Here is a 26,951-nt window from a genome sequence, read left to right as displayed (position 1 = left end):
GGATGAACCAGCAGGAACATGCCAGCCCCGTCAGTGAGTTTATAAGCCTTGTCAGTGGGCTTTGCAGCCCGGATTTTTGCGTCAGTCAGTGCCATAGTTCAGCCTTCTGAATGCGTTAAAGAGGGTATAAATTCTGTCGAACTGGGGTGTACCCGCAATTATACCCACACAATGAGGTTGATGTGGGGGGAATCTGGTTGAGTTCGGTAGAATTGATTTGGAGGAAGAACACTTAAATCATGGTGTTCTGAAACGAAAAACGGACCTCCGTGGAGGTCCGTTGATATGAATTTGGTGCCCGGACTCGGAATCGAACCAAGGACACGGGGATTTTCAATCCCCTGCTCTACCGACTGAGCTATCCGGGCAACGGGGCGCATTAAACCTGATTCGCCTCGTCTCGTCAATCAAATTTCTTCAATTTACTGCAGACTGCACAATCTATCATCACTTTGCCGCTATTGCACGCATTGTCAGGCAAACCAGGCGGTCCAGGCGGCGGAAAGCGGCATTGCCAGAAGGAGTGCTGGAAGCATGTTGACCACCGGGAACATTTTAATGCCACAGATGCGTAATCCGGTTGCCAGCAGCAATAAACCGCCTACGGCGCTGAAGTCTGCCATCATCGACGGTGTGGTCAGCGGTAATATCAGCGCGGCAGCCCACGCCAGCGTTAACTGGATGATCAGTAATGGGATACTAATTACCGACACCGCAATACCCAGCGAGCAGGCGAAGATCATCGCCGTAAAGAAATCAAGAAATGACTTGGCGATTAAAATACTCGGATCGCCGGTCATCCCTTCGTTCATCGCCCCGAAGATCCCGGTGCCGCTGGCGCAAAACAGGACAATAATCGCGACATAATTCTGAATAAAAGATTCATGCGCTGGCTTCTTACGTGAGTGACGAAACAGATTTTGTGCTTTGGCGACTGCTGTATTGACACCTTTCTCCAGCAAACAAATTTCGCCAATTAGAGCGCCAAGTAGCGTAGCTAAAACCATCGCTGGAAGGTTGGCGCATTTCACAACCAGTAAAATACCAATCCCCAGCGATGCCAGACCAAAAATAGATGTCATGGAGACGCGGATACGTTCCGGTAAGCGTTGGCTGAGCAGTGCGCCGAGAACGCCACCCAGTAAGACTGCACTAGCGTTGATAAAAGGGCCGATGACCACAAGAGTTCCTGTTAGCTGTATTGTTTGATTTTCTTATTATGAACTTTTTGCCTTGTTGATGGCTTGTCTGGTCGCAAAGTCCTGGCTTGCACGCTTTAGCGAAAGGTGCCATGATTGCGCGAATTTTCTCCTCTCTGTACGGAGTTTGCCCGATGCACGCCATCTCCTTACATTCTCTCGCTTATCGCCGTTTCGCGCGAAACGTTTCCCTTTCTATGTTACTGCTCATGCGGTGAAGTTAACGCACGCTCACTGCAGGACAACAGTAAAATCAGAGCGTTTCTGCTTTTACTGATGTCTGGCGGTCGGAGCTGGTGACCAGTTTGACCCATATCTCATGGGGCAGGGTTTTCCACCTTGTCCGGTATTCTTACTTCCCCGAAACGGGTTTGCGCTTATGAAATCAATGAATATTGCCGCCAGTAGTGAACTGGTATCCCGACTTTCTTCTCATCGTCGCGTGGTGGCGTTGGGAGATACTGATTTTACGGACGTCGCGGCAGTCGTCATTACCGCTGCGGATAGTCGCAGTGGCATTCTTGCGTTGCTTAAGCGCACCGGTTTTCATCTACCGGTGTTTTTGTATTCCGAACATGCTGTTGAATTACCTGCGGGCGTTACGGCGGTAATCAACGGCAACGAGCAGCAGTGGCTGGAGCTGGAATCCGCAGCCTGTCAGTATGAAGAGAATTTGCTGCCACCGTTTTATGACACGCTGACGCAGTACGTTGAGATGGGCAACAGCACCTTTGCTTGCCCTGGACATCAACATGGTGCGTTTTTTAAAAAGCATCCTGCCGGACGCCATTTTTACGATTTCTTTGGTGAGAACGTCTTTCGCGCCGATATGTGTAACGCTGACGTAAAATTGGGCGATCTGCTTATTCATGAAGGATCGGCGAAAGATGCGCAGAAATTCGCAGCCAAAGTCTTTCATGCCGATAAAACCTATTTTGTGCTGAACGGCACATCGGCAGCGAATAAAGTGGTGACGAATGCGCTGTTAACGCGTGGCGATCTGGTGCTCTTCGACCGTAACAACCATAAGTCGAATCATCACGGCGCGCTGATTCAGGCGGGGGCGACGCCGGTCTATCTGGAAGCTTCACGCAACCCGTTTGGTTTCATTGGCGGTATTGATGCGCACTGTTTTAATGAAGAGTATCTGCGCCAGCAAATTCGCGACGTTGCGCCAGAAAAAGCCGAGCTGCCGCGCCCGTTTCGCCTGGCGATTATTCAGCTGGGAACCTATGACGGAACTGTCTATAACGCCCGTCAGGTGATCGATACCGTTGGGCATCTGTGTGATTACATTCTGTTTGATTCCGCGTGGGTCGGTTACGAACAATTTATCCCGATGATGGCGGATAGCTCGCCGCTGCTGTTAGAACTTAACGAAAACGATCCGGGGATTTTTGTGACCCAGTCGGTGCACAAACAGCAGGCTGGATTCTCACAGACGTCGCAGATCCATAAAAAAGATAACCATATCCGCGGACAGGCGCGTTTTTGCCCGCATAAGCGGTTGAATAACGCCTTTATGCTCCATGCTTCTACCAGCCCTTTCTATCCGCTGTTTGCTGCACTGGATGTTAACGCCAAAATTCATGAAGGGGAGAGTGGGCGTCGGCTGTGGGCTGAGTGCGTTGAGTTGGGTATTGAGTCGCGCAAGGCTATTCTTGCGCGCTGTAAGCTGTTCCGCCCGTTTATCCCGCCCGTTGTTGATGGCAAATTGTGGCAGGATTATCCGACATCTGTGTTAGCCAGCGACCGCCGTTTTTTCAGTTTTGAGCCGGGGGCGAAGTGGCACGGCTTTGAAGGATATGCCGCGGATCAGTATTTTGTTGATCCGTGCAAGCTGTTACTCACTACACCAGGTATCAATGCCGAAACTGGCGAATATAGCGACTTTGGCGTTCCGGCGACGATTCTGGCGCACTATCTGCGTGAGAACGGCATTGTGCCGGAGAAGTGCGATCTCAACTCCATTCTGTTCTTATTAACTCCGGCGGAAAGCCACGAGAAGCTGGCACAACTGGTGGCGATGCTGGCGCAATTTGAACAGCATATTGAGGATGACTCGCCGCTGGCTGAGGTGTTGCCGAGCGTTTATAACAAATATCCGGTGCGCTATCGCGACTACACCCTGCGCCAGTTGTGTCAGGAGATGCACGATCTGTATGTCAGTTTCGACGTCAAAGACCTACAAAAAGCGATGTTCCGCCAGCAGAGTTTCCCGTCAGTGGTGATGAACCCCCAGGATGCGCATAGCGCTTATATTCGCGGTGAAGTGGAGTTGGTGCGGATTCGTGATGCCGAAGGGCGAATTGCGGCAGAAGGGGCGTTGCCTTATCCACCTGGCGTGCTTTGCGTGGTACCCGGGGAAGTCTGGGGTGGGGCGGTTCAACGTTATTTCCTTGCACTGGAAGAAGGGGTGAATTTGTTGCCGGGATTTTCGCCGGAGCTGCAAGGTGTTTATAGCGAAACCGATGCGGATGGCATGAAACGGTTGTACGGTTATGTGTTGAAGTAAGAATAAAAAAAACGGGTCACCTTCTGGCGACCCGTTTTTCTTTGCGTAATTAGTGGCTAACCGTCTGTGTGCCTGTCGGGACACGAACGTGTTTATATTTGAACATCGCCATGAACGCGAAGGCCAGAACCACGGAGTAACCAGCGAAAATCAACCATACGGTCTGCCAGTCGGTAATGCCGTTTTGGGTGTACATCTCAACAACTTTACCGCTCACGATGCCGCCGAGGATACAGCCGAAGCCGTTAGTCATCATCAGGAACATCCCTTGTGCACTGGCGCGAATTGCCGGGCTAACTTCTTTTTCGACAAACACCGAACCAGAGATGTTGAAAAAGTCGAATGCGCAACCGTAAACGATCATCGACAGTACCAGCAGTACAGTACCGAACGGAGTCGGGTCGCCGTAAGCAAACAGCGCAAAACGCAGGATCCACGCCACAATACTGATCATCATTACGTTCTTAATACCGTAGCGGCTTAAGAAGAACGGGATGGTCAGAATGAACAGGGTTTCAGAGATCTGCGAAATCGACATGATGATTGACGCATGCTGCACAATAAAGCTGCTGGCAAACATCGGATCTTTGTCGAAGCTGTGCAGGAAGGTATTACCGAACATGTTGGTAATCTGCAGTTCCGCGCCCAGCAGCATTGAGAAGATAAAGAAGATTGCCATACGCTTGTTTTTAAACAGCGCGAATGCATCGAGGCCCAGCAGGGTTGTCCAGCTCTGATTCGCTTGCTGTTTAGCAACCGGAATATGCGGCAGAGTCAGGGTAAACAGAACCAGAATGGCGGAAAGTGCTGCGCCAATATACAGCTGCATGTGGCTTAATTCGAAGCCAGACAGGCTCACCACCCACATTGCCATGATAAAGCCGATGGTGCCCCAGATACGGATTGGCGGGAAGTCAGTAACGATATCCATCCCGGCATTTTGCAGGCGATAGTAAGAGATGGTGTTGATTAACCCAAGCGTTGGCATATAAGCAAACGAGTTAATCAATATCACAAGGAACATCGCCTCCGGTGTCGTGACCTGTGCCGCCATGAACAGCGTGATAGCGCCAATGGTGTGGCAAATGGCATATACCCATTTCGCACTTAACCATTTGTCGGCCACAATCCCCAGCAGCGCAGGCATAAAGACCGCGGCGATACCCAGTGAGCTATAAACTGCGCCAATAGAAGCACCGTCAAACTTCAGGGTAACAAACATATAGGAGCCGAGGGTCGTCAGCCAACTTCCCCACAGACAGAACTGCAGAAAAGAGAGGATTTTCAGCTGCAGCTTAAGATTCATGTTAATTTCCTCACATCGTGATGCGGATGAGTGTTTGAAAAAGCACATTTGACCGTGCGAGATGATGGGATTCTATCAACTTCGCGGACTGGTTTTTTGTTACCTGTGGCAAATAATTGCAAACATTCCCAATTTGCAAAACGAAATTGTGATGTGGATAACATTTTTGCCCCTGAGCATCGTCAGGGGCGGTTAATGGAATTATCGGCGGCGGTAGGATTTTTGCGCGGTATTCACTTTATAAAGATAACGGCGAGATTCCGCAGAGGGATGGCGGGTCGTCAGCGTCTGATAAACATCGCCCGGCGTCATGGTGTTAATAATATTGGCAGCCTGAATCTTATCATTCGAAAAGACTCGCAGCACGCTGCCTGCGCCGCCGTTATAGGCGGTGATGACGGCATAACGCCGCGATGTTGGGTTATCAATTCCGCCGAGATAAACATTGTTCAGCATCGCCAGATACGCGGTGCCGGTATCAATATTGCTGGCAGGATCAAACAAGAAACTGCGGCTCGGCGTGCCGGATTTCCCCTGCGAGCGGAACACATCTTTCCCGGCAGTATGTTGTACCACCTGCATTAATCCCAGCGCATCGGAACGGCTGACCGCATATGGGTTAAAGGAAGATTCGGTCTGCATAATCGCCAGAATCAGCGACTCATCAACGCCATATTTCCGTGACGCCTGGCGGACCATGCCGAGATATTTGTGCGCACGTTTATCAAGGTGGTTCGGCACCATGTTAATGGTAACGCTGTAGATGATACGCAGCCCGTTGCTGCGGCTCTTCAGACGGTTTTTCAGCAGATAATCCGCGAAGTTGCTCGCGCGACCTTCCCAGCGAATCGGCTGCCCGGTGTTGTCCACCACCTGACCGTAAAGGAAAGGTTCTTTCGAAATCGTAATATCATCAACGTCGGAATAGAGATCGACCGAACTCGGATCGTCACCCATCAGCAACGTTTTGATAATTGCCCGGCGCAAATGCGCGGCAGGTTCTGTCCCGGCGATAGTTTCGATAGTAATCGTACCGTCATCGAAGTTGATGTGGCTGCGGGTCTGATATTGATCGGTGTATTTCACGTAGTCCTTAGGACCGGCGATCACCACCTCTTTGAATCCCCAGATGTTCTCAATATTGTGGGCAAATTGCCCCATCAGAATATCAAAACCGTTGGTATCTTTGACCCAGGCTTCGTTATAGGTATCGCCTTTTTTGGTCGTCGAACAGGAGATGAGCAACGGCGCAATCAAAGCCAGCGCGAGATATTTTTTCATCATTCCGGGTGCGTGTTGTGTTTGTTTTTATGCAAGTTGCCGGAGGCGTGCTCCGGCACTGTTTTTATTTTTTATCTTCCGGCGTATAGCCCTCGATATGCACCTCTTTACCCTCGAACAGGAAGTTGACCATCTCCTGCTCCAGCAGCTTGCGGTGCTCGGCATTCATCATGTTGAGTTTCTTTTCATTAATCAGCATGGTTTGTTTGTGCTGCCACTGCGCCCAGGCTTCTTTGGAGATCTCGTTATAGATGCGTTTTCCCAGCTCGCCGGGGTACAGCTGAAAATCCTGACCTTCTGCTTCACGTTGCAGGAAAGTACAAAAAATCGTTCTGCTCATAAATCATCCTCTTTATCGACTCACGCGCTAAACCGGCGCGCCAGTGCGTAACTGCTGTAACAAACGCTCCACGGGAGCCGCCAGGCCAACTGACGGCGGTTGCGCTAAGTTATACCAGAGCGCATTGCCTTCATCCATGCAGCCGGTGAATGACGACACGGGAAGCCACATAGGCACAATATCTAAGTGGAAATGGCTGAAAGTATGGCGAAACGCGGTCAGCTGCGTCAGGTTATCGGCAGCAATCTGCCGTTGCGCCAGCCAATGCCGCAAACTTTCTTCGTCGGCAAACTGCGGGAAACAGTATAAACCGCCCCACAATCCGCTCGGCGGACGCTGCGCCAGCAATACTTCATCTTCGTGCTGTAATAGCAAAAAGTAGCCGGTGCGCTCCGGCAGCGTCTGTTTCGGTTTTTTGCCCGGATAAAGCGACCAGCTATTGTTGGCGGCGGCAATACATCCGTTTTGTAGCGGACAGAGCGAACATTTCGGTTTCGAGCGCGTACAAATCATCGCGCCCAAATCCATCATCGCCTGATTAAACCGTTCCACGCCGACCGCGGGCGTCACCTGCTCGCTTAAACTCCATAATTTATTCTCGACCTCTTTTTTCCCAGGCCAGCCGCTTACAGCATAGCAGCGCGCCAGCACGCGTTTGACGTTACCGTCGAGAATCGGAAAGTGCTTACCCAGAGAAAGCGAGAGAATCGCGCCTGCGGTGGAACGCCCGACGCCCGGTAACGCCGCGACTTCTTCAAAGGTTTCCGGGAATTTACCGCCGTGTAAGGTCGCCACTTGTTGTGCCGCTTTATGCAGGTTGCGCGCGCGGGCGTAATAGCCAAGCCCGGTCCACAAGTGGAGAACTTCGTCGAGCGGCGCATTGGCGAGATCGGTCACCGTCGGGAAGCGCGCCATAAAGCGTTCAAAATAGGGGATAACGGTCGCAACCTGAGTTTGTTGCAACATCACTTCTGAGAGCCATACTTTGTAGGGCGTCTTGTCAATTTGCCAGGGCAGCGTTTTCCGCCCGTATTTATCGTACCAGTCCAGAACCTGGGCTGAAAATTGCGACGCTTGCATGGTCACCGAATTCACTGTTGTTGGGGGCAAGATTGCAGCACAGCGACGGCAGGGTGTAAACCGGAACTTTCCGCAGCCACGGCCTTATCATGCTTGCATCCGGCAACTAACTTTGGATAATGCCCGTTTTCAGAACACTTTCACAAGCGACTAAATCTTTATGAAAAACGACGTCATTTCACCGGAATTTGATGAAAACGGCCGCCCACTGCGCCGTATCCGTAGTTTTGTGCGCCGCCAGGGGCGACTGACCAAAGGCCAGGAACATGCGCTGGAAAACTACTGGCCGGTGATGGGCGTTGAGTTCAGCGAAGATATGCTGGATTTCCCCGCGCTTTTTGGCCGTGAAGCGCCGGTGACGCTTGAGATTGGTTTTGGCATGGGGGCGTCGCTGGTGGCAATGGCTAAAGATCGCCCTGAGCAGGACTTCCTCGGCATTGAAGTGCATTCACCGGGCGTTGGTGCGTGCCTGGCTTCTGCGCATGAAGAAGGTTTAAGCAACCTGCGCGTGATGTGTCACGATGCGGTTGAAGTGCTGCATAAAATGATTCCTGACAATTCATTGCGCATGGTGCAGCTCTTTTTCCCTGACCCGTGGCACAAAGCGCGCCATAATAAACGCCGTATCGTACAGGTGCCGTTTGCCGAACTGGTAAAAAGCAAACTGCAGCTGGGGGGCGTATTCCATATGGCGACCGACTGGGAACCTTATGCGGAACATATGCTTGAAGTGATGTCTTCTATTGACGGTTATAAAAACCTGTCAGAGAGCAATGATTACGTACCGCGTCCGGCATCACGTCCGGTGACGAAATTTGAACAACGTGGTCATCGTCTTGGTCACGGAGTATGGGACTTAATGTTCGAGAGGGTGAAATAATGGCAAAGAACCGTAGCCGTCGTCTGCGTAAAAAAATGCACATCGACGAATTCCAGGAATTAGGATTTTCGGTGGCATGGCGATTCCCGGAAGGTACATCGGAAGAACAGATTGATAAAACCGTTGATGATTTTATTAACGAGGTTATCGAACCGAACAAACTGGCCTTTGACGGCAGCGGTTATCTGGCCTGGGAAGGTCTGATCTGCATGCAGGAAATCGGCAAATGCACCGAAGAACATCAGGCGATTGTGCGTAAGTGGCTGGAAGAGCGCAAACTGGATGAGGTACGCACCAGCGAACTTTTCGACGTTTGGTGGGACTAAGAAAGCATACGGGCGATGACAAATGCAAAACTGCCTGATGCGCTACGCTTATCAGGCCTGGAAAGATGCACGATCGAGTAGGCGGGATAAGGTGTTTACGCCGCATCCGGCATGGAAAACGCGTACTTTGTTATCAATCTGGGGCCAGCAAATGCTGGCCTGATTTTTTCTTGAGGGAAGACTATGATGCGCAAAATGCTGCTGGCGGCAGCACTTTCAGTGACGGCAATGACCGCTCACGCCGACTACCAGTGCAGCGTCACGCCGCGTGACGATGTGATTGTCAGCCCGCAAACCGTGCAGGTGAAGGGCGAAAACGGCAATCTGGTGATCACGCCAGACGGCAACGTGATGTATAACGGTAAGCAATATTCCCTGAATGCCGCCCAGCGCGAGCAGGCGAAGGATTATCAGGCTGAACTACGCAGCACGCTGCCGTGGATTGATGAAGGCGCGAAAAGCCGCGTCGAAAAAGCCCGTATTGCGCTGGATAAAATTATCGTTCAGGAGATGGGCGAAAGCAGCAAAATGCGCAGCCGTCTGACCAAACTTGATGCGCAGCTGAAAGAGCAGATGAACCGCATTATCGAAACGCGCAGCGATGGCCTGACGTTTCACTATAAAGCCATTGATCAGGTTCGCGCCGAAGGCCAGCAATTAGTGAATCAGGCAATGGGTGGAATTTTACAGGACAGCATTAATGAAATGGGCGCGAAAGCGGTGTTGAAAAGCGGCGGTAACCCATTACAGAATGTGCTGGGAAGCCTGGGGGGGCTGCAATCCTCAATCCAAACCGAGTGGAAAAAGCAGGAAAAAGATTTCCAGCAGTTTGGCAAAGATGTTTGTAGCCGTGTTGTGACTCTGGAAGATAGCCGCAAAGCCCTGGTCGGGAATTTAAAATAATCCTCTATTTTAAGACGGCATAATACTTTTTTATGCCGTTTAATTCTTCGTTTTGTTACCTGCCTCTAACTTTGTAGATCTCCAAAATATATTCACGTTGTAAATTGTTTAACGTCAAATTTCCCATACAAAGCTAAGGGATAATGCGTAGCGTTCACGTAACTGGAGGAATGAAATGGAGTTTTTCAAAAAGACGGCACTTGCCGCACTGGTTATGGGTTTTAGTGGTGCAGCATTGGCATTACCCAATATCACCATTTTAGCAACCGGCGGGACCATTGCCGGTGGTGGTGACTCCGCAACCAAATCTAACTACACAGCGGGTAAAGTTGGCGTAGAAAATCTGGTTAATGCGGTGCCGCAACTGAAGGACATTGCGAACGTTAAAGGCGAGCAGGTAGTGAATATCGGCTCCCAGGACATGAACGATAATGTCTGGCTGACACTGGCGAAAAAAATTAACACCGACTGCGATAAGACCGACGGCTTCGTCATTACCCACGGTACCGACACGATGGAAGAAACTGCTTACTTCCTCGACCTGACGGTGAAATGCGACAAACCGGTGGTGATGGTCGGCGCAATGCGTCCGTCCACGTCTATGAGCGCAGACGGTCCATTCAACCTGTATAACGCGGTAGTGACCGCAGCTGATAAAGCCTCCGCCAACCGTGGCGTGCTGGTAGTGATGAATGACACCGTGCTTGATGGCCGTGACGTCACCAAAACCAACACCACCGACGTAGCGACCTTCAAGTCTGTTAACTACGGTCCTCTGGGTTACATTCACAACGGTAAGATTGACTACCAGCGTACCCCGGCACGTAAGCATACCAGCGACACGCCATTCGATGTCTCTAAGCTGAATGAACTGCCGAAAGTCGGCATTGTTTATAACTACGCTAACGCATCCGATCTTCCGGCTAAAGCACTGGTAGATGCGGGCTATGATGGCATCGTTAGCGCTGGTGTGGGTAACGGCAACCTGTATAAATCTGTGTTCGACACGCTGGCGACCGCCGCGAAAAACGGTACTGCAGTCGTGCGTTCTTCCCGCGTACCGACGGGCGCTACCACTCAGGATGCCGAAGTGGATGATGCGAAATACGGCTTCGTCGCCTCTGGCACGCTGAACCCGCAAAAAGCGCGCGTTCTGCTGCAACTGGCTCTGACGCAAACCAAAGATCCGCAGCAGATCCAGCAGATCTTCAATCAGTACTAATCGCCTCGCCCCGGTATCGTGCCGGGGCTTTTTCACTTCAGACTCACGTCCATTGCCAATTTTCATTACCCTAATGATAATCACCGGAATAAATTATTCCGCGTGAGGTTTTTCGGGTGAAAAAGCAATGGATTGTTGGCACGGCACTGCTTATGTTGATGACTGGTAATGCCTGGGCAGATGGCGAACCGCCAACTGAAAATATCTTAAAAGATCAATTCAAAAAGCAGTATCACGGCATTCTCAAGCTTGATGCTATCACCTTAAAAAATCTTGATGCTAAGGGTAATCAGGCCACCTGGTCAGCGGAAGGCGATGTCTCTTCCAGTGACGATCTCTATACCTGGGTCGGTCAGTTGGCAGATTACGAACTGCTCGAACAGACCTGGACGAAAGATAAACCGGTAAAATTCTCGGCGATGTTAACCAGTAAAGGAACGCCCGCGTCTGGCTGGTCGGTGAACTTTTACTCTTTTCAGGCGGCAGCCAGCGATCGTGGGCGGGTGGTCGACGATATCAAAACGAATAATAAATATCTGATCGTGAATAGCGAAGATTTCAATTATCGCTTTAGTCAGCTTGAATCTGCGTTGAATACCCAGAAGAACTCGATTCCTGCGCTGGAAAAGGAAGTGAAAGCGCTTGATAAGCAAATGGTGGCGGCGCAGAAAGCAGCGGATGCATATTGGGGAAAAGATGCAAACGGTAAGCAAATGACCCGCGAAGAAGCCTTTAAAAAAATTCACCAACAGCGTGATGAGTTTAATAAACAGAACGATAGCGAGGCGTTCGCGGTTAAATATGACAAAGAGGTTTATCAACCGGCGATTGCGGCATGTCATAAACAGAGTGAAGAGTGTTATGAAGTGCCGATTCAGCAGAAACGAGATTTCGATATCAACGAACAACGGCGACAGACTTTTCTGCAATCACAAAAACTCAGCCGTAAATTGCAGGATGACTGGGTAACGCTTGAAAAAGGGCAATATCCGTTAACGATGAAAGTTTCAGAAATAAACAGTAAAAAAGTCGCGATTTTGATGAAAATTGACGATATCAACCAAGCTAATGAACGCTGGAAAAAAGATACCGAACAACTGCGGCGCAATGGGGTGATTAAGTAAGTTTGATATAGTGCACGATTTGTAGCAGGATGCGGCGTTGACCCCGCATCCGGCAATCAACGTCTGATGCGACGCTTGCGCGTCTTATCAGACCTACAACCGCTGCCACATGTCAGCTGAGGCGCTCACGCCGCATCCGGCAATCAACGTCTGATGCGACGCTTGCGCGTCTTATCAGACCTACAACCGTTGCCACATGTAGGCTGGATAAGGCGTTCACGCCGCATCCGGCAATACAAGTTTACTCAGCCAGAAAAAGCTCCAGCAGCGAATTTAAAAACAGCTTCCCATGTTCCGTAATCTGCCAGTAATCCGCACATTCGGTGAGATAACCCTGGGCAATTGCCTCGTCTAACTGTGGGCGAATCACATCTTCGCAAAGCCCGGTATACGCACTAAACTCTGCGCGTGGCGCGGCCTCCAGCAAGCGAAAGCGGTTCATAAAGAACTCAAACGGCTTATCTGCAGCTTCGACATCACGCTGGCTTTCCAGATACCTTCCCTGCATAAAACCACGCGGATGACGCGTTTTGGTGGTACGCAGAATGCGCCCATCCGGGAAGGTCACTTTGCCGTGCGCGCCACAGCCAATACCGATGTAGTCGCCAAAGCGCCAGTAGTTGAGATTGTGCTGGCACTGATAACCGGGTTTGGCGTAAGCGGAAGTTTCATATTGCTGATAACCCGCTGCGGTTAATAACTGATGCCCCTGTTCGAAAATATCCCACAACGCATCGTCGTCCGGCAGCACCGGTGGTCGCGAACCAAACAGCGTATTGGGTTCGATGGTCAGTTGATACCAGGAAAGATGCGGCGGATTCAGTTCAATGGCCTGGCGTAGATCGCCAAGCGCCTCTTCCAGTGATTGATCCGGTAGTCCATGCATCAAATCAAGGTTAAAGCTACGTAACCCTAAACCGCTCGCCAGCTTTGCCGCTCGTTTCGCTTCTTGCGGGCCATGAATGCGCCCAAGTCGTTTCAGCTTTTCTTCGCTAAAACTCTGCACACCAATAGAGATGCGGTTCACACCAGCACGCTGATAATCGACAAAGCGATCGGCTTCTACCGTACCAGGGTTCGCTTCCATAGTAATTTCTGCATCCGCTGCCAGCGGCAAACGCGCACGCACGCCGTCCAGCAGCGTTTGCATCGCCGGGCCGGAAAGCAGGCTCGGCGTACCACCGCCAATAAAGATAGTCTTTACTTCACGGCCCTGAGCGTAAGCCACATCGTTGTCCAGATCGCAAAGCAGATGCTGAACGTAATCGTCGTGCGGCACTTCTCCTTTCAACGCGTGAGAGTTGAAATCGCAGTACGGGCATTTCTGCACGCACCACGGGATGTGAATGTAGAGACTCAGCGGCGGTAATTTAACCATTACGTAAAGCGTCCAACAGCAGTTTCAATGCCTGACCACGGTGGGAAATGGCGCTCTTTTCTTCGCGGGTCAGTTCGGCAGCGGTTTTCCCTTCGGAAGGTACGAAGAAGATTGGATCATAACCAAAGCCACCAGTGCCCGCTGGTTCACGAGTAATCACGCCCGGCCAGCTACCGTGGCACACCAGCGGAGTCGGATCTTCCGCGTGACGCAGATATACCAGCACGCAGTGGAAACGCGCCTGACGTTGGTCGTCCGGTACGTCTTTCAGTGTTTCCAGTAGTTTTTGCAGATTCTTTAGATCGGTCGCGTCTTCACCGGAATAACGCGCGGAGTAAATGCCCGGCGCGCCGCCAAGCACATCTACCGCCAGACCAGAGTCGTCGGCAATTGCCGGTAAACCGGTCACTTTTGCCGCATGGCGCGCTTTCAGAATCGCGTTTTCGATAAAGGTCAGGCCAGTTTCTTCAGCGGAATCTACGCCGAGGTCTGTTTGGGCCACGATATCAAGACCGAAGTCGCTAAGCAGCGACGCCAGCTCACGCACTTTACCGGCATTGCCGGTTGCGAGGACAACTTTTTGCATAGGATACCTAATTAATTAACGCCGCGATTTCTGGCGGGATTTGTTGCGGATTAATGATTTTAATTTGTTTGTGGCGGCCAAGTTCGCCTTTTTCAATCACCACCTGGCTTTTGGCAACCCGGAATTGCTTACCGAGAAACTTCACCAGATGACTGTTGGCCTGGCCGTCAACCGGCGGCGCGGTAATGGCGACTTTAACTTCGTCGCCATGTAAACCGACAATAGAATCACGGCTGGCTTTCGGCTGAATATAGAGCCGTAAAACCAGACCGTCATCATTAACTGTTACGGCACTCATAACGCCATCCACAGCCCCGGCAGCAGCATGTTTCCGGTTGCCTGTAATACTTCTGCGACACCCATATTGATGACATACAGCAGCAGAACGAGGATCATCGGCGAGAAATCAATCCCACCCATTGCCGGTAGCAGGCGGCGAATCGGGCGCAGCAGCGGATCGGCCAGCTGAATCAGCACGTATTCAATCGGGCTACGACCCTGGCTTACCCAGCTCATAATCGCCATCACCAGCAGGACCCAGAAAATCAGCAGGCCGATGGTTTTCAGCAGAATCAGTAAACCGGCAATCCAGATGATTGGCAGGAAGGTCACCACTTTAAACAGCACGATGGCTTTGATAAAACTGAGAATGTACGCAACCAGCAGCGAGGCGCTATCAATGGGACCCATTGCCGGAATAACGCGGCGAAGTGGCCCGATAATCGGCTGCGTTACCTTCACTACAAACTGTGAGAAGGGGTTGTAAAAATCACAATGAGCCCACTGCATCCAGATGCGTAATAACAGCACCATGGTATACAGCTCAATGACCGTTGAAAGCAGGAAAGTCAACGTATTCATGGCGTTCCTTTAATTCCTTATTTTTTAGAGTAATCACGCGCACCAAAAATTGCAGTGCCGATACGAACCATCGTGCTACCTGCCGCAATGGCGGCTTCCATATCGTCCGACATTCCCAGAGAGAGCGTGTCGATATGCGGGTAGCGCGTTTTCAGTCCGGCAAATGCTACAGCCATTTGGCGTGCAACTTCAAACTGCCTTACATATTCTGACTCAGGCGCAGGGATTGCCATCAGCCCGCGCAGACGTAAACGCGGTAGTTCAGCGACCGCCGCTGCCAGCTCGTCCAGTTCTGCCAGTTGAATCCCGGACTTACTGTTTTCGTCACTAATATTAATTTGAATCAGTACGTTAAGAGGGGGAAGTTCTGCCGGGCGCTGATCGTTGAGGCGGGTAGCAATGCGCAAACGGTCGATGGTATGACACCAGTCGAAATGCTCTGCCACCAGGCGGCTTTTATTAGACTGCAACGGGCCAATAAAATGCCATTCTAATCCTGTTACGCCCAGTTCCTGAAAGTGGCGAATTTTATCTACCCCTTCCTGAACGTAGTTTTCACCAAATTGACGCTGCCCGGCATCAATGGCTTCTGCGATGGCGCTCGCAGGTTTTGTTTTACTGACTGCAAGCAGCGTAATTTCTTCTGGAGAACGGCCGCAACGCGTTGCAGCCGCTGAGATTTTGTCCCGGACCTGTGCCAGGTTATGCGCAATATCGTTCATTTTCCGAGGATCTTAGTATGAATATGGAAGAAATTGTGGCCCTTAGTGTAAAGCATAACGTCTCGGATCTACACCTGTGCAGCGCCTGGCCCGCACGATGGCGCATTCGCGGGCTAATGGAAGCTGCGCCGTTTGATGCGCCGGACGTCGAAGAGCTACTGCGGGAGTGGCTGGATGACGATCAGCGGGCAATATTGCTGGAAAATGGCCAGCTGGATTTTGCCGTGTCGCTGGCGGAAAACCAGCGGTTGCGTGGCAGTGCGTTCGCGCAACGGCAAGGTATTTCTCTGGCATTACGGTTGTTACCTTCGCACTGTCCACAGCTCGAACAGCTTGGCGCACCAACGGTATTGCCGGAATTACTCAAGAGCGAGAATGGCCTGATTCTGGTGACGGGGGCGACGGGGAGCGGCAAATCTACCACGCTGGCGGCGATGGTTGGCTATCTCAATCAACATGCCGATGCGCATATTCTGACGCTGGAAGATCCTGTTGAATATATCTATGCCAGCCAGCGATGTTTGATCCAGCAGCGGGAAATTGGTTTGCACTGTATGACGTTCGCATCGGGATTGCGGGCCGCATTGCGGGAAGATCCTGATGTGATTTTGCTCGGAGAGCTGCGTGACAGCGAGACAATCCGTCTGGCACTGACGGCGGCAGAAACCGGGCATTTGGTGCTGGCAACATTACATACGCGTGGTGCCGCGCAGGCAGTTGAGCGACTGGTGGATTCATTTCCGGCGCAGGAAAAAGATCCCGTACGTAATCAACTGGCAGGTAGTTTACGGGCCGTGTTGTCACAAAAGCTGGAAGTGGATAAACAGGAAGGACGCGTGGCGCTGTTTGAATTATTGATTAACACTCCCGCGGTGGGGAATTTGATTCGCGAAGGGAAAACCCACCAGTTACCGCATGTTATTCAAACCGGGCAGCAGGTGGGGATGTTAACGTTTCAGCAGAGTTATCAGCAGCGGGTGGGGGAAGGGCGTTTGTGACGTTGCCATGCCCGATGCGCAAGTTTATAGGGCCTATAAAGGCAATAAATGTCTGATGCGACGCTAACGCGTCTTATCAGACCTACAGCCGCTGCCAGATGTGTGCTGGATAAGGCGTTCACGCCGCATCCGGCAAGATGGCGGTAACGACTATCCGCCAGGCTTTTAGATCGCCTTAATATCCCTGCTCGAAATAGCTTTCGAGAATAATAACCGCAGAGGCAGAGTCGACTTTGCCTTTGTTGAGCGCCCGATAGCCGCCCTGTTCAAACAGACCGGAACGGGCTTCCACGGTGCTAAGACGTTCGTCATGGAGCTTTACTTCAACACCGAAACGACCATGAATACGGTTGGCAAATTTACGCGCTCTGGCAGTCAATGGTTGCTCGGTGCCGTCCATATTCAGCGGCAAACCGACGATGATTTCGTCCGGCTGCCACTCTTTCAGTAAACGTTCGATGAGGTTCCAGTCCGGCGTACCGTCCTGTGCTTTAATTGCAGGCAAAGGGCGAGCAGTGCCGGTAATGCGTTGGCCGACCGCTACGCCAATGCTTTTGGTGCCGAAGTCGAAGGCGAGTAAGGTTCCACTCATCAGGCGTGCCCTGCCACACCAGGCATGGTGAGAATATCCACACCAATCAGTTTTGCCGCCTCGCGCCAGCGGTCGGCAATCGGCGTTTTGAACAGAATATTCAGATCCGCCGGGGCCGTTAGCCACGCGTTATCGAGAATTTCTTGTTCCAGTTGACCTTTTTCCCAGGAGGCATAACCCAGAGCCACCAATACGTCAGACGGTTGTTTATCGGTGCCGAGCGTTTCCAGCACATCGCGGGAAGTGGTCATCACTGTGTTGTCTGAAATGCGAATGCTGGAAGCAAAATTGGAGGGCGGAGTATGCAAAATAAACCCGCGATCTTCAGCCAGCGGACCGCCGAGCATAACCGGTTTATCCAGACGGATTGATTCATCACGCGGCTCCGGCGTGATCTTCAGCTTTTCCAGAATCCCTTCAATTTTGAGATTTTCCAGCGGCTTGTTGACGATGATCCCCATTGCACCATTGGTATTATGTTCGCAAATGTAGACCACGGAACGACGGAAAATCGGATCCTGGAGAGCAGGCATGGCAATAAGAAAGTGATGCTGTAAATTCATTGTCAGAGGTTCTGTTTCCTGGTTCAAAAAAGCAACAGCGCCCAGTATGCGTGGAAAGAAGGGCGCTGTCACTCAGAGTCTCAACGAGATCCTTCTCGCTAAGGTGGGTTACTGCTGCTGTAAACGTGCTCCGATGGCATCCATTAACATTCCGGTGATCGACACCGGAAACTCTGCTTCAATCTCACGAATACAGGTTGGGCTGGTGACGTTAATTTCAGTCAGACGGTCGCCGATGATATCCAGACCAACAAAAATCAGCCCTTTTTCTTTCAGCGTCGGCCCGATCTGACGGGCGATTTTCCAGTCACTTTCCGTCAGCGGACGAGGTTCACCGCGACCACCGGCAGCCAGATTGCCACGGGTTTCGCCCCCCTGCGGAATACGCGCCAGGCAGTACGGTACCGGCTCGCCATCCACCACCAGCACGCGTTTGTCGCCATCTTTAATGGCTGGCAGGTAATTTTGCGCCATGCAGTAGCGAGTGCCATGCTCAGTCAGGGTTTCGGCAATCACGCCGAGGTTTGGATCGCCTTCTTTCACGCGGAAAATCGACGCGCCGCCCATACCGTCCAGCGGCTTAAGAATGATGTCGCTGTGTTTCTCCCAGAACGCTTTTAGCTGCGCTTTATTGCGCGTAACCAGCGTTTCTGGCGTTAAGTCAGAGAACCAGGCGGTAAACAGTTTCTCGTTACAGTCGCGCAGGCTCTGCGGCTTGTTAACGATCAGCGTCCCTTTCTCTTCGGCACGTTCCAGAATATAGGTCGCGTAGATAAACTCGGTATCAAACGGCGGGTCTTTACGCATCAGGATCACATCGAGATCGGCCAGCGGCAGATCCTGTTCACCGACGAACGAAAACCACTCTTCGTAGTTCTGCTTCACGTTCAGCGTGCGGGTATGGGCGCGGGCTTCGCCATTGATCAGATACAGATCTCCCATCTCCATATAGTGAAGTTCGTAACCACGACGCTGTGCTTCCAGCAACATAGCGAAACTGGAATCTTTCTTGATGTTGATGTTTGCGATGGGGTCCATCACGATGCCGAGCTTGATCATTATTCTTCTCCGTTAGCCCAAATCGCCAAATCGTACTTGTAGCGCGGTAATGGCGGTGAGCGCAGTTGTCTCTGTACGCAAAACGCGAGGTCCCAACAGGATATCAGTAAATTGATAGCGGGCAGTCATGGCAATTTCATCTGCCGATAAACCGCCTTCCGGGCCAATCAGCAGGCGGACGCGTTCAACCGGTAACGGCAACGTATTGATGCTGTTACTGGCGCGCGGGTGAAGATTCAGTTTCAGTCCTTCATCCTGCTCTGCACACCAGGCTTCCAGATCCATCGCTGGGCGGATTTCCGGCACCCGGTTACGACCACACTGCTCACAGGCAGCAATTGCAATCTTCTGCCACTGCTGGAGCTTCTTGTTCAGACGTTCACTATCCAGTTTAACGCCGCAGCGCTCAGAAAAAAGTGGCGTAATGAGGCTTACACCGAGTTCGATCGATTTCTGGATCGTAAATTCCATTTTTTCACCACGCGACATCACCTGACCGAGGTGAATATGCAGCGGAGATTCGCGATCGTCGATCTTGCCTTCCAGCACCTTCACTTCCACGCTTTTTTTGCTGGCGCTGGTAATTTCGGCGTCAAAGACCTGGTTGCTACCGTCAAACAATTGCAACGCCTGCCCCGGCCCCATGCGCAGTACGCGCCCGATATGGTTGGCGGCATCTTCGCAAAGCGCGATGTGAGAATGGCTGGTCAGTGGTTCAGGATGATAAATGCGGGGGATACGCATAGTTAAAAATCCGCGTCGTCTCCCCACGCGGTTGTACGCGTGGGGTAGGGGTTAACAAAAAGAGTCCCGCTAGTGTAGGTTAGCTCTTTCGCGCCTGGCAAGCGCGTTGCACATACGGGTTATGATTGCCTTGCACCTTCGCGATGCGTTCATCGCGCTCGCACTCCCAGTCGGTAACCGGATACATCTTGTTCCATGCGTTGAACAGCTGCGTTTGCTGGCGAGAGAGTGTCAGGTTGTATTGGTCGCGCATATAGAAGTAGGTGCGCGCAATGGCACCGCGTGCACGCGCTGGTGGTTCGGCAGCTTTTTCTTTGAAATCGACCTTCATGGCGCATTGACCGTACTGGCCTTCGCCGCCATTCCACTGGCTGTACATAAAGTTGCCGCGATCGCCATTCACCTCACCGACTGACGGCTGCAGGTTATGCATATCGCTTTCCATCTTGCGATAGACCGGATCTTTAGCGCAGTTTTTACGTCCACCGTCCTGCCAGCACTGGCGCTGGTGACCGAACTGCCAGGCGGGAACGACGTGTTCCCACTCTACGCGGCTGGCTCGGTTTTCATTTTTGCGCACCTGATAGCCGCACGATTGCAGATCAACAACGCCTTTTTTGCCCTGCCAGTTAATTTTACATCCGCAATAAAACGTACCGGGCGCGTCAGCGTGGACTTTTACCGCCGCGGCTTTCGCCTGAGAAAAACTATTGATACCTTCGGCCAACGCCGGGCCGGAAAATGCTGCGCTCAGTACCACCGCAGCAATAGACAAATAACGGTACATCACTTACTCCGTGTTAAAACGAGCCAGCAACGTAGCGAAAGTTGTTTTGGTATGCAATCAGCCAGATCAGGAAAGTTCCTGATAGTTCAGATGGTTATTTCGCAACCAGCTGTTCACCGCAGTGAACACAGCGATAGACGGCCTCGCCACGAACTACGCGATTATGGCGGCGTACGGTAAGCTGATGCTCCTGGCACTTGCAGCGGTAGGGGAAGGTGTTGCGACGCACGGATTGCAGTTCGAACTGATGCGTACGACGGGCGGGAACGCCCAGCACGCTTTCCATCATCCACTTCCACTCTTTGCCATGTGGCGCTACGCGGCCGAAATGTTTCCATACCAGCAAATGTGCCAGTTCGTGCGGTACCACTTCTTCAATAAAAGCTTCACTGTTTTCCAACAGCAAAACGGGATTGAGGCGGATTTCATAGCTTTCCAGCCAGGCTGTTCCGGCGGAGGTTCCGCGCTGGGTGTAAGAGAGTTTTGGCTCCGGGTAGTTACGCCCTAGCTTCAGGTTGGCCTGGGCGAGTTTTTCCCGCAGGCGGCGCATAACGGCCTGCTGGATGGCGATAGGGAGACGGGATGTTTTCATAGCGGCAGAGGATAGAGCGAAGAAAAGATGACTGCAAGAGGTGGCTTCCTCCGCGATGGGAGGAAGCCTGAGGAGATTAATCGTGAGCGCCGATTTCGCGCAGTTTACGACCTTTCATCAGATTACGTTCAATATGTTCCAGCGAAACGTGTTTGGTTTCCGGTACCAGCCACAATGTCAGCAGGATAAACAGTACGTTCAGAGCCGCATACACCCAGAAGGTGTTGGCGTTACCCAGCGTGTTGAGCATGGTCAGGAACGTTGCGCCAACGATCATGTTGGCAATCCAGTTGGTGGCGGTGGAGCAGGTGATGCCAAAATCGCGGCCTTTCAGCGGCTGAATTTCGGAGCACAGTACCCAAATCAGCGGACCGGCACTCATGGCAAAACCGACAATAAACATCAGCAGCATGGCGATGGCGAAATACTGCGCTGACGGAGAGTGAATACCGATATGCATCATTGTACCGAGTACGCCCATGCCAGCAGCCATCACCAGGAAGCCCAGCGTTAGCGTTGGTTTACGTCCCCAGCGGTCAACAAGGCCGATTGCGATAAAGGTGGCAAGTACGTTGGTCAGGCCGACAATCACGGTCCCCCACATTTGCTCGGTAGTGTTGGTATAACCCGCCAGTTCGAAGATTTTCGGCGCGTAATACATGATGACGTTCATCCCGGTGAATTGCTGCATTACCTGCAACAGTACGCCAAGGAACACCGCGCGGCGGAAGTTGCTGTTCTCTTTAAACAGCGCCCAGCCACTCTGTTTAACCTGCAAACTTTCACGGATTTCATCCAGTTCGCGTTTCGCTTCCGCGCTGGTGTCACGCAGGCGTAGCAGCACGCGTTCGGCATCAACAAAACGGCGTTTGGCGGCAAACCAACGTGGGCTGTCTGGCAGGAAGAAGACACCAATCAGCAGCAAAATTGCCGGGATGATAATCACACCCAGCATCCAGCGCCATGCACCGGTGTAGCTGAAGGCGGTATCAGAAAGATAAGCACCGAGGATCCCGATAGTGATCATCAACTGATACATCGAGATCATACTGCCACGAATTTTTTCCGGCGCAATTTCAGAGAGGTACAGCGGTGCGGTATAAGAGGCCACACCCACCGCCAGCCCCAGTAGAACGCGGGAAAGAATCAGTACTTCAACGTTTGGCGCAGCCGCAGAGAACAGCGAACCGGCAACAAACAAAATTGCGCCGATCATCAGGCTCTTTTTGCGCCCGAGTTTAAAGGAGAGCCAGCCGCTGCCCACCGCACCGACTGCCGCACCGAACATCATGGAGCTTACGACCCATTCTTGCGTATGCGAAGTAATCTGGAATTCATCTGCAATAAACGGCAGTGCGCCAGCAATTACACCGATATCCAGGCCAAAGAGTAATCCCGCCAGAGCGGCAAGGAAGCAGACGAAAAACGTCATTGCCTTGTTTGACCGCCCCTGTTTTTTAGCGTCAGGCATGATGCCCTCCAATATGGTTATTTTTTATTGTGAATTAAGATAGGTGAGTACGACGTAAAAAGATGTGAAGCAAATCACATCAGTGTAATCGCTTACACTAACATTTATCTTAGTTATGGTTTAAGTGCATGAAAATAATTGAGTTATATCATCATAGATTAAACGCTGTTATCTGCAATTAAGACTTTACTGAAAAGAAATGTAACAACTGTGAAAACTGAATAATAATATGAAAATATTACAAATATTTGGCTGGTGTTATTGGTGTAATCGGTTTCAGTAGTGATGATAATTTGCGATAAAACGTGTTGAGGAAGAATGATGTTATTGTGCGGGCAGCTTTTTGCCGGATGCGGCGTGAATGCCTATCCACCGCGGTGAGGTAAAAGAAAAAGGCCAGCGCGAGGCTGGCCTTTGAAAGCAGGTGAAGAAAGATTACTTCAGACCGGCAGCATCGCGCAGCAGCTGCGCTTTGTCGGTTTTTTCCCACGGGAAATGTTCACGACCAAAGTGACCGTATGCTGCGGTTTCTTTGTAGATCGGGTGCAGCAGATCCAGCATCTGAATCAGACCGTATGGGCGCAGGTCGAAGAACTCACGTACCAGCAGAGTCAGTTGTTCAGAAGGCACTTTCTCGGTACCGAAAGTTTCTACCATGATGGAGGTCGGTTCAGCCACGCCGATTGCGTAGGAAACCTGAATTTCACAACGATCGGCCAGGCCAGCAGCAACGATGTTTTTTGCAACATAACGTGCTGCGTACGCAGCGGAACGGTCCACTTTTGATGGATCTTTACCAGAGAATGCTCCGCCACCGTGACGTGCCATGCCGCCGTAGGTATCAACGATAATTTTACGACCAGTCAGACCGCAGTCACCCATCGGGCCACCGATAACAAAACGACCGGTCGGGTTGATGAAGAATTTGGTGGCAGAAGTCAGCCATTCAGCGGGCAGAATCGGCTTGATGATCTCTTCCATTACCGCTTCTTGCAGCGATTTCTGGTCGATCTCTTCAGAGTGCTGAGTGGAAAGCACGACAGCATCGATACCAACGATTTTGCCGTCGTCATACTGGAAAGTCACCTGGCTTTTCGCGTCCGGGCGCAGCCACGGCAGAGTGCCGTTTTTACGCACTTCAGCCTGACGCTGTACCAGACGGTGTGCATAGGTGATAGGTGCTGGCATCAGCACGTCGGTTTCATTAGTTGCGTAGCCAAACATCAGACCCTGGTCACCCGCGCCCTGTTCCAGCGGATCGGCACGGTCAACGCCCTGGTTGATGTCAGGAGACTGTTTGCCGATAGCGCTCAGAACCGCACAGGAGTTAGCGTCAAAGCCCATGTCGGAATGCACATAGCCAATTTCGCGAACGGTGTTACGGGTGATCTCTTCGATGTCTACCCAGGCGCTGGTGGTGATTTCGCCGCCAACTAAAACCATGCCGGTTTTTACGTAGGTTTCGCAAGCAACGCGTGCTTTCGGATCCTGTTCGAGGATCGCGTCTAAAACGGCATCAGAGATTTGGTCAGCAATTTTGTCAGGATGCCCTTCAGAGACGGACTCGGACGTAAAAAGGTGTTTTGCCATATTTAATATCACCTAAAGAGAATTTGGTTAGCTCAAACTGTTGTGTGGATTTTCTGTGGTAGCGGATCCTACCACGACTCTGCAAGTTAAAAACACTGGCAGTCTGAGTGTTAATCGGTATGGATGGATTAACATCTGGATGGCTATTTTAGGTCAATTCTTCACCCGATTTCCACTTTTTTTTGAATCGTGTCTCATTCTGTTAAAAACGTGGCTGGAAATTTTTCCTGACAATGCCGGCATTCTGCGTATTTATCTTTTGCAATTTTCTGCCATTGTGGGGTATAAAACGCGGCGCGCGGCTTAAATAAAAAGCACACGACGTTTCTTTCGTGTTGCCACTTCCAGCCGGGTTGAAATCAGAGTTTTGGCTTGTGGGTTCGTCTTAACAGGCGGCCGTGGAGGTGATACGAAATAATGAACCGTTGTCTGCTGCTTAACCTGTCTCACCGTTCTGGTGAAGATTCGTTCCCCGCACTCTGCATCTCTGCTTTGCATACCTGCCGATGTTATACCCATCTCGGCGCTTCTCAGGATTCAAGAGCTGGTTACAGTTACTGAGGACTGAACAAGGGCGCTCTTGTAAAAACAAGAGTTTTCTCGTGGTTTCGCCGAACTGTCACACTTACGTTCGGTTATGTGCTTAATAATGTTATGAAAAAGAAACCGGTTGCGCAGTCGGAGCGTCAGCATACACTGCTGGAAAATCCATGTGCTTATGGGTTGTTATCGCAGTTCCAGGCTGCGATAGTCGTTAACTGTTTTACACTTAATAAAATAATTTGAGGTTCGCTATGTCTGACGACATGTCTATGGGTTTGCCTTCGTCAGCGGGCGAACACGGTGTACTACGCTCCATGCAGGAGGTTGCAATGAGCTCCCAGGAAGCCAGCAAGATGCTGCGTACTTACAATATTGCCTGGTGGGGCAATAACTACTATGACGTTAACGAGCTGGGCCACATCAGCGTGTGCCCGGACCCGGACGTCCCGGAAGCTCGCGTCGATCTCGCGCAGTTAGTGAAAACTCGTGAAGCACAGGGTCAGCGTCTGCCTGCACTGTTCTGTTTCCCACAGATCCTGCAGCACCGTTTGCGTTCCATTAACGCCGCGTTCAAACGTGCGAGGGAATCCTACGGCTATAACGGCGATTACTTCCTTGTTTATCCGATCAAAGTTAACCAGCACCGCCGCGTGATCGAGTCCCTGATTCATTCGGGCGAACCGCTGGGTCTGGAAGCCGGTTCCAAAGCAGAGTTGATGGCGGTGCTGGCACATGCTGGCATGACCCGTAGCGTCATCGTCTGCAACGGTTATAAAGACCGCGAATATATCCGCCTGGCATTAATTGGCGAGAAGATGGGGCACAAGGTCTATCTGGTCATTGAGAAGATGTCAGAAATCGCCATTGTGCTGGATGAAGCAGAACGTCTGAATGTCGTTCCTCGTCTGGGCGTGCGTGCACGTCTGGCCTCGCAGGGCTCGGGTAAATGGCAGTCCTCCGGCGGGGAAAAATCGAAGTTCGGCCTGGCTGCGACTCAGGTACTGCAACTGGTTGAAACCCTGCGTGAAGCCGGGCGTCTCGACAGCCTGCAACTACTGCACTTCCACCTCGGTTCGCAGATGGCGAATATTCGCGATATCGCGACAGGCGTTCGTGAATCCGCGCGTTTCTATGTGGAACTGCACAAGCTGGGCGTCAATATTCAGTGCTTCGACGTCGGCGGCGGTCTGGGCGTGGACTATGAAGGCACCCGTTCGCAGTCTGACTGCTCCGTAAACTATGGCCTCAATGAATACGCCAACAACATCATCTGGGCGATTGGTGATGCGTGTGAAGAAAATGGTCTGCCGCATCCGACGGTAATCACCGAATCGGGTCGTGCGGTAACTGCGCATCACACCGTGCTGGTATCGAATATCATCGGCGTGGAACGTAACGAATATACGGTGCCGACCGCGCCCGCAGAAGATGCGCCGCGCGCGCTGCAAAGCATGTGGGAAACCTGGCAGGAGATGCACGAACCGGGAACTCGCCGTTCTTTGCGTGAATGGTTACACGACAGCCAGATGGATCTGCACGACATTCATATCGGCTACTCTTCCGGCACCTTTAGCCTGCAAGAACGTGCATGGGCAGAACAACTCTATCTGAGCATGTGCCATGAAGTGCAGAAGCAACTGGATCCGCAAAACCGTGCTCATCGTCCGATTATCGACGAGCTGCAGGAACGTATGGCAGACAAAATGTACGTCAACTTCTCGCTGTTCCAGTCGATGCCGGATGCGTGGGGGATCGACCAGTTGTTCCCGGTTCTGCCGCTGGAAGGGCTGGATCAAGTGCCGGAACGCCGCGCTGTGCTGCTGGATATTACCTGTGACTCTGACGGTGCTATCGACCACTATATTGATGGTGATGGTATTGCCACGACAATGCCAATGCCGGAGTACGATCCAGAGAATCCGCCGATGCTCGGTTTCTTTATGGTCGGCGCATATCAGGAGATCCTTGGCAATATGCACAACCTGTTCGGTGATACCGAAGCGGTTGACGTGTTCGTGTTCCCTGACGGTAGCGTAGAAGTAGAACTGTCTGACGAAGGCGATACCGTGGCGGACATGCTGCAATATGTACAGCTCGATCCGAAAACGCTGTTAACCCAGTTCCGCGATCAAGTGAAGAAAACCGATCTTGATGCTGAACTGCAACAACAGTTCCTTGAAGAGTTCGAGGCAGGTTTGTACGGTTATACTTATCTTGAAGATGAATAATTAAGATTATTCCGCTGGCGGGTCGATTTATTTACGTAAATCGGCCCGCTTTCTTTTTATA

At 51.5% G+C, this 26,951-nt stretch carries 30 protein-coding genes, 1 tRNA gene and 1 pseudogene; 12 read left to right on the top strand and 20 right to left on the bottom strand.

Annotation, left to right across the window (positions count from 1 at the left end):
- The 3 genes and pseudogenes from E0D98_RS09275 to E0D98_RS09265 form a co-directional block, all read right to left on the bottom strand.
- Window positions 1-95, bottom strand: a pseudogene (locus E0D98_RS09275) (Arm DNA-binding domain-containing protein); the annotation flags it as partial.
- A gap of 197 nt (window positions 96-292) precedes the next feature.
- Window positions 293-368 (bottom strand) — tRNA-Phe (locus E0D98_RS09270).
- Window positions 369-473: 105 nt separating this feature from the next.
- Window positions 474-1,181 carry a DUF554 domain-containing protein gene (locus tag E0D98_RS09265; protein ID WP_000234514.1) on the bottom strand — a complete coding sequence of 236 codons (708 nt, stop codon included), beginning with the start codon at window positions 1,179-1,181 and terminating at the stop codon, window positions 474-476.
- 152 nt (window positions 1,182-1,333) lie between these two features.
- On the opposite strand from E0D98_RS09265, the gene yqgH reads away from it, so the two are divergent.
- Both yqgH and speC read left to right on the top strand, forming a co-directional pair.
- A complete protein-coding gene (gene yqgH, locus E0D98_RS27845; protein WP_211180506.1) occupies window positions 1,334-1,417 on the top strand; it encodes a protein YqgH in 84 nt (27 codons plus the stop codon).
- 161 nt (window positions 1,418-1,578) lie between these two features.
- The gene (gene speC / locus E0D98_RS09260) at window positions 1,579-3,714 is read left to right on the top strand and encodes an ornithine decarboxylase (protein WP_000839764.1); all 2,136 of its coding nucleotides are present in this window, start codon (window positions 1,579-1,581) and stop codon (window positions 3,712-3,714) included.
- Window positions 3,715-3,763: 49 nt separating this feature from the next.
- On the opposite strand, the gene nupG is transcribed toward speC, so the two are convergent.
- The 4 genes from nupG to mutY all read right to left on the bottom strand — a co-directional run bounded on the left by nupG (window position 3,764) and on the right by mutY (window position 7,721).
- Window positions 3,764-5,020: a nucleoside permease NupG gene (gene nupG / locus E0D98_RS09255; protein WP_001049791.1), complete on the bottom strand. Its 1,257-nt coding sequence runs from the start codon at window positions 5,018-5,020 to the stop codon at window positions 3,764-3,766.
- Between the two features lie 201 nt (window positions 5,021-5,221).
- Entirely contained in the window at window positions 5,222-6,301 is a 1,080-nt protein-coding gene (mltC, locus tag E0D98_RS09250; RefSeq protein WP_000760323.1) for a membrane-bound lytic murein transglycosylase MltC, read from the bottom strand.
- A gap of 64 nt (window positions 6,302-6,365) precedes the next feature.
- Window positions 6,366-6,641 (bottom strand): oxidative damage protection protein, encoded by a 276-nt coding sequence (locus E0D98_RS09245; protein ID WP_000091700.1) that lies wholly within the window; start codon window positions 6,639-6,641, stop codon window positions 6,366-6,368.
- Between the two features lie 27 nt (window positions 6,642-6,668).
- Window positions 6,669-7,721, bottom strand: coding sequence for an A/G-specific adenine glycosylase (gene mutY, locus E0D98_RS09240; RefSeq protein ID WP_001297399.1), 1,053 nt, complete (start codon window positions 7,719-7,721; stop codon window positions 6,669-6,671).
- A gap of 160 nt (window positions 7,722-7,881) precedes the next feature.
- Between mutY and trmB the strand changes: the two genes are divergently transcribed.
- The 5 genes from trmB (at window position 7,882) to E0D98_RS09215 (ending at window position 12,176) form a co-directional block, all read left to right on the top strand.
- Window positions 7,882-8,601: a tRNA (guanosine(46)-N7)-methyltransferase TrmB gene (gene trmB / locus E0D98_RS09235; RefSeq protein ID WP_000786911.1), complete on the top strand. Its 720-nt coding sequence runs from the start codon at window positions 7,882-7,884 to the stop codon at window positions 8,599-8,601.
- Entirely contained in the window at window positions 8,601-8,927 is a 327-nt protein-coding gene (locus E0D98_RS09230) for a YggL family protein (protein WP_001107564.1), read from the top strand. The genes trmB and E0D98_RS09230 overlap by 1 nt, the downstream gene beginning before the upstream one ends.
- A 183-nt stretch (window positions 8,928-9,110) precedes the next feature.
- A complete protein-coding gene (locus tag E0D98_RS09225) occupies window positions 9,111-9,830 on the top strand; it encodes a DUF2884 domain-containing protein (protein ID WP_000984796.1) in 720 nt (239 codons plus the stop codon).
- 175 nt (window positions 9,831-10,005) lie between these two features.
- Window positions 10,006-11,052, top strand: a complete 1,047-nt coding sequence (gene ansB, locus E0D98_RS09220; RefSeq protein WP_000394125.1) for an L-asparaginase 2 — start codon at window positions 10,006-10,008, stop codon at window positions 11,050-11,052.
- A 116-nt stretch (window positions 11,053-11,168) separates the two neighbouring features.
- Window positions 11,169-12,176 carry a DUF1202 family protein gene (locus tag E0D98_RS09215; RefSeq protein WP_000745217.1) on the top strand — a complete coding sequence of 336 codons (1,008 nt, stop codon included), beginning with the start codon at window positions 11,169-11,171 and terminating at the stop codon, window positions 12,174-12,176.
- Window positions 12,177-12,417: 241 nt separating this feature from the next.
- Here the strand turns inward: E0D98_RS09215 and hemW are convergent, their stop codons facing one another.
- Genes hemW through yggS form a run of 5 tightly spaced genes read right to left on the bottom strand, consistent with a single transcriptional unit; the run spans window position 12,418 to window position 15,723 of the window.
- A complete protein-coding gene (hemW, locus tag E0D98_RS09210; RefSeq protein WP_000239922.1) occupies window positions 12,418-13,554 on the bottom strand; it encodes a radical SAM family heme chaperone HemW in 1,137 nt (378 codons plus the stop codon).
- Window positions 13,547-14,140: an XTP/dITP diphosphatase gene (locus tag E0D98_RS09205; protein ID WP_001174743.1), complete on the bottom strand. Its 594-nt coding sequence runs from the start codon at window positions 14,138-14,140 to the stop codon at window positions 13,547-13,549. The genes hemW and E0D98_RS09205 overlap by 8 nt, the downstream gene beginning before the upstream one ends.
- Window positions 14,141-14,147: 7 nt before the next feature.
- Window positions 14,148-14,438 (bottom strand): DUF167 family protein YggU, encoded by a 291-nt coding sequence (yggU, locus tag E0D98_RS09200; RefSeq protein WP_001277222.1) that lies wholly within the window; start codon window positions 14,436-14,438, stop codon window positions 14,148-14,150.
- On the bottom strand, window positions 14,435-15,001 hold the full coding sequence (gene yggT, locus E0D98_RS09195; RefSeq protein ID WP_001094831.1) for an osmotic shock tolerance protein YggT: 567 nt from the start codon (window positions 14,999-15,001) through the stop codon (window positions 14,435-14,437). Before yggT ends, yggU begins: the two co-directional genes overlap by 4 nt.
- A gap of 17 nt (window positions 15,002-15,018) precedes the next feature.
- Window positions 15,019-15,723, bottom strand: a complete 705-nt coding sequence (yggS, locus tag E0D98_RS09190; RefSeq protein ID WP_000997795.1) for a pyridoxal phosphate homeostasis protein — start codon at window positions 15,721-15,723, stop codon at window positions 15,019-15,021.
- 17 nt (window positions 15,724-15,740) lie between these two features.
- Between yggS and E0D98_RS09185 the strand changes: the two genes are divergently transcribed.
- Window positions 15,741-16,721, top strand: coding sequence for a type IV pilus twitching motility protein PilT (locus E0D98_RS09185; RefSeq protein ID WP_001055620.1), 981 nt, complete (start codon window positions 15,741-15,743; stop codon window positions 16,719-16,721).
- A gap of 175 nt (window positions 16,722-16,896) precedes the next feature.
- Here the strand turns inward: E0D98_RS09185 and ruvX are convergent, their stop codons facing one another.
- The 8 genes from ruvX to metK all read right to left on the bottom strand — a co-directional run bounded on the left by ruvX (window position 16,897) and on the right by metK (window position 24,119).
- Complete coding sequence (gene ruvX, locus E0D98_RS09180; RefSeq protein ID WP_000017111.1) at window positions 16,897-17,313, bottom strand: Holliday junction resolvase RuvX; 417 nt, start codon at window positions 17,311-17,313, stop codon at window positions 16,897-16,899.
- Window positions 17,313-17,876 carry a YqgE/AlgH family protein gene (locus E0D98_RS09175; protein ID WP_001053178.1) on the bottom strand — a complete coding sequence of 188 codons (564 nt, stop codon included), beginning with the start codon at window positions 17,874-17,876 and terminating at the stop codon, window positions 17,313-17,315. Before E0D98_RS09175 ends, ruvX begins: the two co-directional genes overlap by 1 nt.
- Before the next feature lie 108 nt (window positions 17,877-17,984).
- Window positions 17,985-18,935: a glutathione synthase gene (gene gshB / locus E0D98_RS09170; RefSeq protein ID WP_131890597.1), complete on the bottom strand. Its 951-nt coding sequence runs from the start codon at window positions 18,933-18,935 to the stop codon at window positions 17,985-17,987.
- 12 nt (window positions 18,936-18,947) lie between these two features.
- A complete protein-coding gene (rsmE, locus tag E0D98_RS09165; RefSeq protein WP_001222508.1) occupies window positions 18,948-19,679 on the bottom strand; it encodes a 16S rRNA (uracil(1498)-N(3))-methyltransferase in 732 nt (243 codons plus the stop codon).
- A gap of 79 nt (window positions 19,680-19,758) precedes the next feature.
- Complete coding sequence (endA, locus tag E0D98_RS09160) at window positions 19,759-20,466, bottom strand: deoxyribonuclease I (protein ID WP_000286500.1); 708 nt, start codon at window positions 20,464-20,466, stop codon at window positions 19,759-19,761.
- 94 nt (window positions 20,467-20,560) lie between these two features.
- On the bottom strand, window positions 20,561-21,058 hold the full coding sequence (locus E0D98_RS09155; RefSeq protein WP_000858396.1) for a SprT family zinc-dependent metalloprotease: 498 nt from the start codon (window positions 21,056-21,058) through the stop codon (window positions 20,561-20,563).
- Window positions 21,059-21,134: 76 nt separating this feature from the next.
- A complete protein-coding gene (gene galP / locus E0D98_RS09150; protein WP_001112301.1) occupies window positions 21,135-22,529 on the bottom strand; it encodes a galactose/proton symporter in 1,395 nt (464 codons plus the stop codon).
- Window positions 22,530-22,964: 435 nt separating this feature from the next.
- Window positions 22,965-24,119 (bottom strand): methionine adenosyltransferase, encoded by a 1,155-nt coding sequence (gene metK / locus E0D98_RS09145; protein ID WP_001062128.1) that lies wholly within the window; start codon window positions 24,117-24,119, stop codon window positions 22,965-22,967.
- A 55-nt stretch (window positions 24,120-24,174) separates the two neighbouring features.
- Between metK and yqgD the strand changes: the two genes are divergently transcribed.
- The 4 genes from yqgD (at window position 24,175) to speA (ending at window position 26,890) form a co-directional block, all read left to right on the top strand.
- Window positions 24,175-24,426 (top strand): protein YqgD, encoded by a 252-nt coding sequence (gene yqgD, locus E0D98_RS28425; protein ID WP_001303651.1) that lies wholly within the window; start codon window positions 24,175-24,177, stop codon window positions 24,424-24,426.
- Between the two features lie 110 nt (window positions 24,427-24,536).
- The gene (yqgG, locus tag E0D98_RS28420; RefSeq protein WP_001297404.1) at window positions 24,537-24,680 is read left to right on the top strand and encodes a protein YqgG; all 144 of its coding nucleotides are present in this window, start codon (window positions 24,537-24,539) and stop codon (window positions 24,678-24,680) included.
- 93 nt (window positions 24,681-24,773) lie between these two features.
- Window positions 24,774-24,905, top strand: coding sequence for an acid stress response protein YqgB (gene yqgB / locus E0D98_RS09130; protein ID WP_001338822.1), 132 nt, complete (start codon window positions 24,774-24,776; stop codon window positions 24,903-24,905).
- Between the two features lie 8 nt (window positions 24,906-24,913).
- Window positions 24,914-26,890 carry a biosynthetic arginine decarboxylase gene (speA, locus tag E0D98_RS09125; RefSeq protein ID WP_001295380.1) on the top strand — a complete coding sequence of 659 codons (1,977 nt, stop codon included), beginning with the start codon at window positions 24,914-24,916 and terminating at the stop codon, window positions 26,888-26,890.
- The last annotated feature ends 61 nt before the right edge of the window (window positions 26,891-26,951 follow it).

This window comes from Escherichia sp. KCJ4928, from assembly GCF_004352695.1.
Classification (GTDB): Bacteria; Pseudomonadota; Gammaproteobacteria; order Enterobacterales; family Enterobacteriaceae; genus ECMA0423.
This window is presented reverse-complemented; position numbering and strand designations above follow the sequence as displayed.